The 8,393-nt window shown below is 73.6% G+C and carries 6 protein-coding genes and 1 pseudogene; 4 read left to right on the forward strand and 3 right to left on the reverse strand.

The window, feature by feature from the left end:
* The 3 genes and pseudogenes from ACFWN1_RS29730 to ACFWN1_RS29740 form a co-directional block, all read right to left on the reverse strand.
* Positions 1-545 (reverse strand): annotated as a pseudogene (locus tag ACFWN1_RS29730) (transcriptional regulator); the annotation flags it as partial.
* Positions 542-931, reverse strand: coding sequence for a hypothetical protein (locus ACFWN1_RS29735; RefSeq protein WP_384368658.1), 390 nt, complete (start codon positions 929-931; stop codon positions 542-544). The pseudogene ACFWN1_RS29730 and the gene ACFWN1_RS29735, both read right to left, overlap by 4 nt.
* A 272-nt stretch (positions 932-1,203) precedes the next feature.
* The gene (locus ACFWN1_RS29740; RefSeq protein WP_384368672.1) at positions 1,204-2,589 is read right to left on the reverse strand and encodes a diaminopimelate decarboxylase; all 1,386 of its coding nucleotides are present in this window, start codon (positions 2,587-2,589) and stop codon (positions 1,204-1,206) included.
* A 169-nt stretch (positions 2,590-2,758) separates the two neighbouring features.
* Between ACFWN1_RS29740 and hutU the strand changes: the two genes are divergently transcribed.
* The 4 genes from hutU (at position 2,759) to hutI (ending at position 8,368) form a co-directional block, all read left to right on the forward strand.
* Positions 2,759-4,423: a urocanate hydratase gene (gene hutU, locus ACFWN1_RS29745; RefSeq protein WP_384368661.1), complete on the forward strand. Its 1,665-nt coding sequence runs from the start codon at positions 2,759-2,761 to the stop codon at positions 4,421-4,423.
* Between the two features lie 173 nt (positions 4,424-4,596).
* Positions 4,597-5,799, forward strand: coding sequence for an allantoate amidohydrolase (locus ACFWN1_RS29750; RefSeq protein ID WP_384368663.1), 1,203 nt, complete (start codon positions 4,597-4,599; stop codon positions 5,797-5,799).
* Positions 5,796-7,133 (forward strand): formimidoylglutamate deiminase, encoded by a 1,338-nt coding sequence (locus ACFWN1_RS29755; RefSeq protein ID WP_384368666.1) that lies wholly within the window; start codon positions 5,796-5,798, stop codon positions 7,131-7,133. Before ACFWN1_RS29750 ends, ACFWN1_RS29755 begins: the two co-directional genes overlap by 4 nt.
* A gap of 59 nt (positions 7,134-7,192) precedes the next feature.
* Positions 7,193-8,368: an imidazolonepropionase gene (gene hutI, locus ACFWN1_RS29760; protein WP_384368669.1), complete on the forward strand. Its 1,176-nt coding sequence runs from the start codon at positions 7,193-7,195 to the stop codon at positions 8,366-8,368.
* Positions 8,369-8,393 lie beyond the last annotated feature (25 nt).

Consider the following 8,393-nt stretch of genomic DNA (forward strand, 5'->3'; position numbering starts at 1 on the left):
GCCCGGATCAGCGGGGCGCTGTCGGCGGCCGGGTCGGGCCAGAGCCGGTGCAGCAGCAGACGGCGGCGCAGCGTCTCCCGCTCCAGCGCGACCACCGGCACCGAGGGCAGCGGGCCCAGCCGGGGTGCGCCGTCGTAGCGGAACCGGCCCGGTGTGCTGCTCGGCGCGAGGGCGAAGTACCCGGCGTCGTACAGCGCGTCCAGCTGGCACAGCTGGAGCGCGCCCTCGGGCAGCAGCCCGGCGTCGAGCAGCAGCCGGGCGGCGTCGGACGGGCTCGCGGAGCGCTCGGTGGCGCGCTGCCAGGCGGTCGCCGCCAGGGTGCCATGGGCGGTGAGGAGCACGCCGAGGCCGGGGGCGAGCGGACTCTCGGCGTGCACCACTCTGCCCCGGGCGAGGTAGAGGGTCCCGTGCTCGCGGACCAGCACACCGCTGGCCTCTTCCTCCGCGAGCCGTCGAAGCATCGGGGACAGGGCGCCCGAGGCCGGGTCGCGCGGGTCGCTCCGGTCCCGCACGGGCAGCGGCGGGGGAATGTCCACCACGGTCATCCCAGCACCAGCCGGTCGGCCATCTCGCCGAGCCTGATCCGGGCGAGCGCGAGATTGCCCTCCGCACGGCCCACCCACAGATGGAGGAAGACGCTGCTGTCGAAGGAGGTGACCACGAACCGCAGCAGGTGATAGCTGTCGTGGTTGCTGACGATCACGTCCTCGACGGGCGGCCGCCCGTCCGCGCCCTCCCCGGCAGAGAAGGCGCCGTGCTCGGCGGCCAGCCGGGCCAGTTCGGCGGCTTCGGCGGCCGTGGTCTCGTGGTCACCGCCGGGCGCCTCGCCGACCGTGCCGAGGGCCAGTCCGCTCGTCCAGTCCACCAGCGCCGCTCCCCGCGCGCCGGGCAACCGCATGGCTTCCAGTAAGCATTCGTCGATTCCGGGCACCGTGGGCTCCCTCCCCGCCTGGGACTCCGGCTCAGTGACACTGAGACTACGCAACGTGTGCGTGACGGATGAGGGCTTTGGCATTTTCCGTGGGAACGTGCGCCCGGCGTACTACTGTGGGCCGACTGCCGCGCGCTGCGCGAGAGTCGGCCCCTCTGGCCCCTCTGGCCCCTCTGGCCCCTCTGGCCCCTCTGGCCCCTCTGGCCCCTTCAGTCCCTTCGTTCTGCTCCCTCTGTCCTTGGTCCCTTTGTTCACCGGACCGGCTTCCCGCGTCAACGGCTCCCGGGCGCACCCAGAGTGGTGAGCGCCTCCACGTGCGCCCCGCCGGACTCCGCCACGATCTCCGCCACCGTCTGCGGCTCACGCACGACCGCGAACTCCACGCCCCCGGCCCCGTCCGCCCCGAAGCCGTAGATGCCGGGCCGGGCGAGCGAGTTGTACGAGTAGTGATGGGCGAAGTAGTAGGCGCCGGTGTCCAGTACGGCCGCCAGGTCGCCCTGTTCCAGCAGGGGCAGTGCGCGGCCCTCGGCGAGCAGGTCCCCGGAGAAGCAGGCCGGCCCCGCCACGTCCTGCACCACCTCGGGCCCGGACTTCGGCCGGCCCTCGGCGTCGTACGCGGCGACCCGCAGCGGCCACTGCCCGGGGGCGTACACCGTCCGCGCGGCCACCTGCACGCCCGCGTGTGTCACCGCTATCCGCCGGCCGCCCGCGCTCTTGGCGTACTCCACCCGCGCCAGCACCGTGCCGTGCTTGGCCAGCAGCGACCGCCCGAACTCCGTCACCAGCCCGTACCGCCCGTCGAACAGCCCCGGCACCTCGCCGGCCAGCAGGCGCGCGTACTGCGCGTACGTCGGCGCGGTCGCCTCGGCCGTGAAGTCGACCGGCAGGCCGCCGCCGATGTCGAGCGTGTCGATCTGGCGCCGCCCGGCCCGCTCGTTGATCTCCTCCGCCAGTGCGTACGCCTCCGCCACGCCCCGCGCCATCAGCGGCAGCGGGATGCCCTGCGAGCCGGTGTGCGCGTGCAGCCGGGTCAGCCAGGGCCGGTCCAGATACGCCCGCACCACCCACTCCCTGGCCCCCTCGTCCAGCAGTGCCACCCCGAACTTGGAGGTCGGCGTCGCCGTGGACGTAGAACCGATGGTCCCCCCGCCGACCTGCGGGTTCACCCGGATGCCGAGCGCGGAGCGGGTGGGCGCGGCGGCGACCAGCGCGTCGATCCGGGCCAGCTCCTGCGGGTTGTCCGCGTTGACGGCGACCCCCAGCGCCAGCGCCTCGCGCAGCTCCCCGGGCGTCTTGGCGGGTGAGTCAAGCACGGTCCGGGTGGCCGGTACCCCGGCCGCGCGGGTGAGGGCCAGCTCGCCGGGGCTCGCCGCCTCGGCACCCAGGCCGGCCGCGTGCAGCAGGCGCAGTACGGGCACCAGCGGGGCCGCCTTCACCGCGAACGCGTGCAGCACCGGGGTGCCCGGCGCCACCACGGCGTCGAACGCGGCGTGCAGGGCCGCCGCCGACTCCTGGATGCCGGCGACGTCCAGCAGCGCGACCAGCGGTGCGTCCGGGTCCAGCAGCCCGCCGGTCACCGCGCCCCGCACGGCTGCGTCCCGCCGGGCGATCCGCGCGGCGGCCTCCCGCTCCCGCTCGGCGGTGCCGTCGTACTCCATGGTCTCCACGGTCTCCTGTGCCACGGTGCTCCCTCGTTCCTCTCGCTCGCCCCCGTCCACTGGTACCAGCCAAACATTGCCGACGCGCGGGCGATGGCACCGGGTCCCTTGACTAGCTCTATTCACAACTGGACTATGTGAATAGCGACAGCAACAGGAGGAGCACACGATGTCGGGACCCCGCCCCGTACGAGCACCGCGCGGCACGGAACTGAGCGCCCTGGGCTGGCAGCAGGAAGCCGCTCTCCGGATGCTGCAGAACAACCTCGACCCCGAGGTCGCCGAGCACCCCGACAAGCTCGTCGTCTACGGCGGCACCGGCAAGGCCGCCCGCGACTGGCGCTCCTTCGACGCCATGGTGCGCACGCTGAAGACGCTCAAGCAGGACGAGACGATGCTCGTCCAGTCCGGCCGCCCGGTGGGTGTCATGCAGACCCACGAGTGGGCCCCGCGCGTCCTCATCGCCAACTCCAACCTGGTCGGCGACTGGGCCAACTGGGAGGAGTTCCGCCGCCTGGAGGCCCTCGGCCTCACCATGTACGGCCAGATGACCGCCGGTTCCTGGATCTACATCGGCACCCAGGGCATCCTCCAGGGCACCTACGAGACCTTCGCGGCCGTCGCCGCGAAGAAGTTCGGCGGCACCCTGGCCGGCACGATCACCCTGACCGCCGGACTCGGCGGCATGGGCGGCGCCCAGCCGCTCGCCGTGACGATGAACGACGGCGTCGCCATCTGCGTCGACTGCGACCCGCGTGCCATCGAGCGCCGCATCGAGCACAAGTACCTCGATGTGAGGGCCGACAGCCTGGAGCACGCCCTCCAGCTCGCCACGGAGGCCCGCGACGCCCGCCGACCGCTCTCCATCGGCGTCCTCGGCAACGCGGCTGACCTGGTCCCGCGGCTCCTCGCCATGAGCGCCCCCATCGACATCGTCACCGACCAGACCTCCGCGCACGACCCGCTGGCGTACCTCCCGGCAGGCACCGCCTTCGAGGACATGGCCGACGCCGCCGAGAAGGACCCCGCCGGGTTCACCACCCGCGCCCGTGAGTCCATGGCCCGGCATGTCGAGGCGATGGTCGGCTTCATGGACGCGGGCGCCGAGGTCTTCGACTACGGCAACTCCATCCGCGGCGAGGCCCAGCTCGCGGGCTACGAGCGGGCGTTCGCCTTCCCCGGCTTCGTCCCCGCCTACATCCGGCCGCTCTTCTGCGAGGGCAAGGGCCCCTTCCGCTGGGCCGCGCTCTCCGGCGACCCTGCCGACATCGCCAAGACCGACCGGGCGCTGCTGGAGCTGTTCCCGGAGAACGAGTCCCTCGCGCGCTGGATCAGGATGGCCGGTGAGCGGGTGCACTTCCAGGGTCTCCCGGCCCGGATCTGCTGGCTCGGGTACGGGGAGCGGGACAAGGCGGGGGAGCTGTTCAACGACATGGTGGCGAGCGGTGAGCTCGCCGCTCCGCTGGCCATCGGGCGGGATCACCTCGACTGCGGGTCCGTCGCGTCGCCGTACCGCGAGACCGAGGCGATGCTGGACGGGTCCGATGCCATCGCCGACTGGCCGCTGCTGAACGCCATGGTCAATGTGGCTTCCGGGGCGTCCTGGGTCTCCATCCACCACGGGGGCGGGGTGGGCATGGGGCGGTCCATCCACGCGGGGCAGGTGAGTGTCGCCGACGGTACGAAGCTGGCGGGGGAGAAGATCCGCCGGGTGCTGACCAATGACCCCGGTATGGGAGTCATCCGGCATGTGGATGCCGGGTACGACATCGCGGAGTCCGTGGCTGAGGAGCGGGACGTCCGGGTGCCCATGCGTGAGGGTGGGGACGCGTGAGGGACGGCGGGGCTTCGGTGGGGGCTGAAGGTGCGCTGCCGCCTGCGGGTGCGGCTGTGCCCGCCCTCCCCCGAGCTCTCGACTCCGCTCCAGCGGGGGGTACCCCCCACACCCTGCGGAACGACTGCCCACAGCCGGAGCGGCGGGCCGGCCGGCCACCGTCCTTCCACGAGATGTGGGCCGAGTTGCTGCCCATCGGGCGGCACCCGGACTCCGGGGGCTACCGGCGTCACGCCTGGACCCCCGCCGATGCCGAATGCCGGGCCTGGTTCAAGGAGCAGGCCGGGGGGCGGGGGTTGGCCTACGAGGTCGATCGGAACGGGAACCAGTGGGCCTGGCTCGGGGACCCCGCCCAGGGGGATGCCGTCGTCACCGGGTCGCATCTTGACTCCGTGCCGGACGGCGGAGCCTTCGACGGGCCTCTGGGTGTGGTCTCTGCCTTTGCGGCGCTGGACGAACTCCGGGCGCGTCGAACCCCGCTGAACCGGCCCCTCGGCATCGTCAACTTCGGGGACGAGGAAGGTGCCCGGTTCGGGCTGGCCTGTGTCGGGTCGCGGCTCGCCGCCGGACAGCTCACCGTCGATCAGGCGCACCTCCTCACCGACGGCGACGGGATCACCCTGCCCGAGGCCATGGCGGCCGCGGGCCACGACCCCGACGCCATCGGCGCCGACCCCGAACGCCTCGCCCGCATCGGCGCGTTCGTCGAGCTGCATGTCGAACAGGGCCGCGCGCTGGACCTCTCCGGGGACCAGGTCGGCATCGCCAGCTCCATCTGGCCGCACGGACGCTGGCGGTTCGACTTCCGGGGCGAGGCCAACCACGCCGGCACCACCCGCCTCGCGGACCGGCGCGACCCGATGCCGACGTACGCCGAGACGGTGCTGGCCGCCCGCCGGGAGGCCGAACTCGCCGGTGCCGTTGCCACGTTCGGCAAGATCTCCGTGGAACCCAACGGGGTCAACGCCATCCCCTCCCTGGTGCGCGGCTGGCTGGACTCCCGCGCCCCCGGCCAGGAAGCGCTGGACACGGTCCTCGACGGCATCACCCGGGCCGCCCGGGAGTACGCGGACGCCCAAGGCATCGACCTGGAGGTGGTCCGGGAGTCCTTCACGCCGGTCGTGGAGTTCGACCACGCCCTGCGCGACGAACTCGGCCGCCTCCTGGGCCGGGACACCGGGCTGAAGGTGCCCGTGCTGGGCACCGGTGCCGGGCACGACGCCGGGATTCTCTCCGGGACCGTCCCGACCGCCATGCTGTTCGTACGCAACCCCACCGGTGTCTCGCACTCCCCGGCCGAGTCCGCGACCGAGGACGACTGCGTGGCCGGGGTGCGCGCCCTCGCCGGTGTACTGGAAGGACTGAGCCGCAGGTGACCCACGGAACCTACTGGCTGGAGCACGCCTGGCTCGGCGCGAACGTCGAGCCGGGAGTGCTCGTCGAGGTCGCGGACGGCCGCGTCACCACCGTCCGCACCGGCACCCCCGCCCCGCCGCCCGGCGCCGGAATCCTGCGCGGTCTCACCCTGCCGGGCCTCGCCAACGCGCACAGCCATGCCTTCCACCGGGCCCTGCGCGGCACCGTCCAGGTCGGCTCCGGGACCTTCTGGACCTGGCGCGAGGTGATGTACTCGGTCGCCGCCCGGCTGACCCCGGACACCTACCACGCCCTCGCCCGCGCGGTGTACGCCGAGATGGCCCTCGCCGGCATCACCTGCGTGGGGGAGTTCCACTACCTCCACCACGCCCCCGGCGGCCGGCCCTACGCCGATCCCAACGCCATGGGCGAGGCCCTGATCGCGGCCGCCGCCGAGGCCGGCATCCGCATCACCCTGCTCGACACCGCGTACCTCTCCGCGGGCTTCGGCGAGCCCCCCGGCGCCCATCAGCTCCGCTTCTCCGACGGCACGGCGGACGCCTGGGCCGAACGCTGTTCAGTTCTCAAGGAACAGGATCACGCGCGGATCGGCGCGGCCGTCCACTCCGTACGGGCCGTCCCCGCCGCCCAGCTGGCGACCGTCGCGGGCTGGGCCGAGGAGCGGCGGGCCCCGCTGCACGTCCACCTCTCCGAGCAGACCGCCGAGAACGACGCCTGCCTCGCCGCGCACGGTGTCACCCCGGCCCGGCTGCTCGCCGACCACGGCGTGCTCGGACCGCGCACCACCGGGGTGCACAACACCCATCTCACCGGTGAGGACATCGCCCTGCTCGGCGGCTCGGGCACCGGCACCTGCATGTGCCCCACCACCGAACGCGACCTGGCCGACGGCATCGGACCCGCCGTCGCCCTGCGGAGCGCGGGCTCCCCGCTCTCCCTCGGCTCCGACAGCCACGCCGTCATCGACCTGCTCGAAGAGGCGCGCGCGATGGAGCTGGACGAACGGCTGCGCACCCGCATCCGGGGACACTGGACCGCGGCCGCCCTGCTGCGCGCCGCCACCGAGGACGGCCACGCGGCACTCGGCTGGCAGGAGGCGGGCGCCATCGAGGCCGGGCGCCTGGCCGACTTCACCACCATCGCGCTGGACTCGGTCAGGACGGCCGGACCGCCGCCCCGGCTCGGCGCCGAGACGGCCGTATTCGCGGCGAGTGCGGCGGACGTCCGGCACACCGTCGTGGGTGGCCGCCAGGTCGTACGGGACGGGGCGCACACGCGCGTGCCCGATGTGCCCTCCGCCCTCGCCGACGCGATCGGCGCCCTGCGCGACTGACCCCCACCGGCCTCCCTGCCGGCGCCCCCACCGCCACCTCCGAGGACACCGAGCACACCATGAGCAGCAGCACCGCCATCACCAACATCGCCACGCTGGTCACCAACGACCCCTCCCTCGGTGACAGTTCCTCTCTCGGACTCATCCAGGACGCGGCCCTGGTCATCGACGGCGAACGCGTCGTGTGGGCCGGTGAGTCAAGGAAAGCACCCGCCACTGACAATCGCCTCGACGCCGGTGGGAAGGCCGTCCTGCCGGGCTTCGTGGACTCCCACTCCCACCTGGTCTTCGCCGGGGACCGCACCGCCGAGTTCAACGCCCGCATGTCCGGCCACGCCTACAGCGCCGGCGGCATCCGCACCACGGTCGCCGCCACCCGCGCCGCCTCCGACGCGGAGCTGGAGGCGAACCTCGCGCGCCACCTCGCCGAGGCGCTGCGCCAGGGCACCACCACGATGGAGACCAAGTCCGGCTACGGCCTCACCGTCGAGGACGAGTCCCGAGCCCTGCGCCTCGCGGCCGCCCACACCGACGAGGTGACCTACCTCGGCGCCCACATCGTCGCCCCCGAACTGGCCGGGGACCCGGCCGCTTACGTCGCCCTGGTGACCGGGGAGATGCTGGACGCCTGCGCCCCGCACGCCCGCTGGATCGACGTCTTCTGCGAGAAGGGCGCCTTCGACGGCGACCAGGCCCGCGCGATCCTCACCGCCGGCCGCGCCAAGGGCCTGCACCCGCGCGTCCACGCAGGCCAGCTCTCGTACGGCCCCGGCGTCCAGCTGGCCGTGGAGCTGGACGCGGCCAGTGCCGACCACTGCACCCACCTCACGGACGCCGACGTGGACGCCCTGGCGAGCGGCGGCACGGTGGCCACGCTGCTGCCCGGCGCCGAGTTCTCCACCCGCGCCGAGTGGCCGGACGCGCGCCGGCTGCTGGACGCGGGGGCCACGGTGGCCCTGTCCACGGACTGCAACCCCGGCTCGTCGTACACCTCGTCCGTGCCGTTCTGTGTCGCGCTGGCGGTGCGGGACATGGGGATGACGCCGGACGAGGCCGTGTGGGCCGCCACGGCGGGCGGGGCGGCCGCGCTGCGCCGCGACGACGTGGGGCGCCTCACGCCCGGGAGCCGGGCCGACCTGGTGCTGCTGGACGCCCCGAGCCATGTCCACCTCGCCTACCGGCCCGGCGTCCCACTGGTCGAAGCGGTGTGGCGGGCCGGTGTCCGGGTGGTCTGAGGAACGACACGAGGCGGCCCGGCAC

The organism is Streptomyces sp. NPDC058459 (assembly GCF_042721685.1).
In the GTDB taxonomy this organism is placed as follows: domain Bacteria; phylum Actinomycetota; class Actinomycetes; order Streptomycetales; family Streptomycetaceae; genus Streptomyces.

Coding starts and splice junctions, on each gene's coding strand:
- hutI (WP_384368669.1), top strand. CDS start 7,193: ATGAGCAGCAGCACCGCCATCACCAACATCGCCACGCTGGTCACCAAC.
- ACFWN1_RS29750 (WP_384368663.1), top strand. CDS start 4,597: ATGTGGGCCGAGTTGCTGCCCATCGGGCGGCACCCGGACTCCGGGGGC.
- ACFWN1_RS29740 (WP_384368672.1), bottom strand. CDS start 2,589: ATGGAGTACGACGGCACCGCCGAGCGGGAGCGGGAGGCCGCCGCGCGG.
- hutU (WP_384368661.1), top strand. CDS start 2,759: ATGTCGGGACCCCGCCCCGTACGAGCACCGCGCGGCACGGAACTGAGC.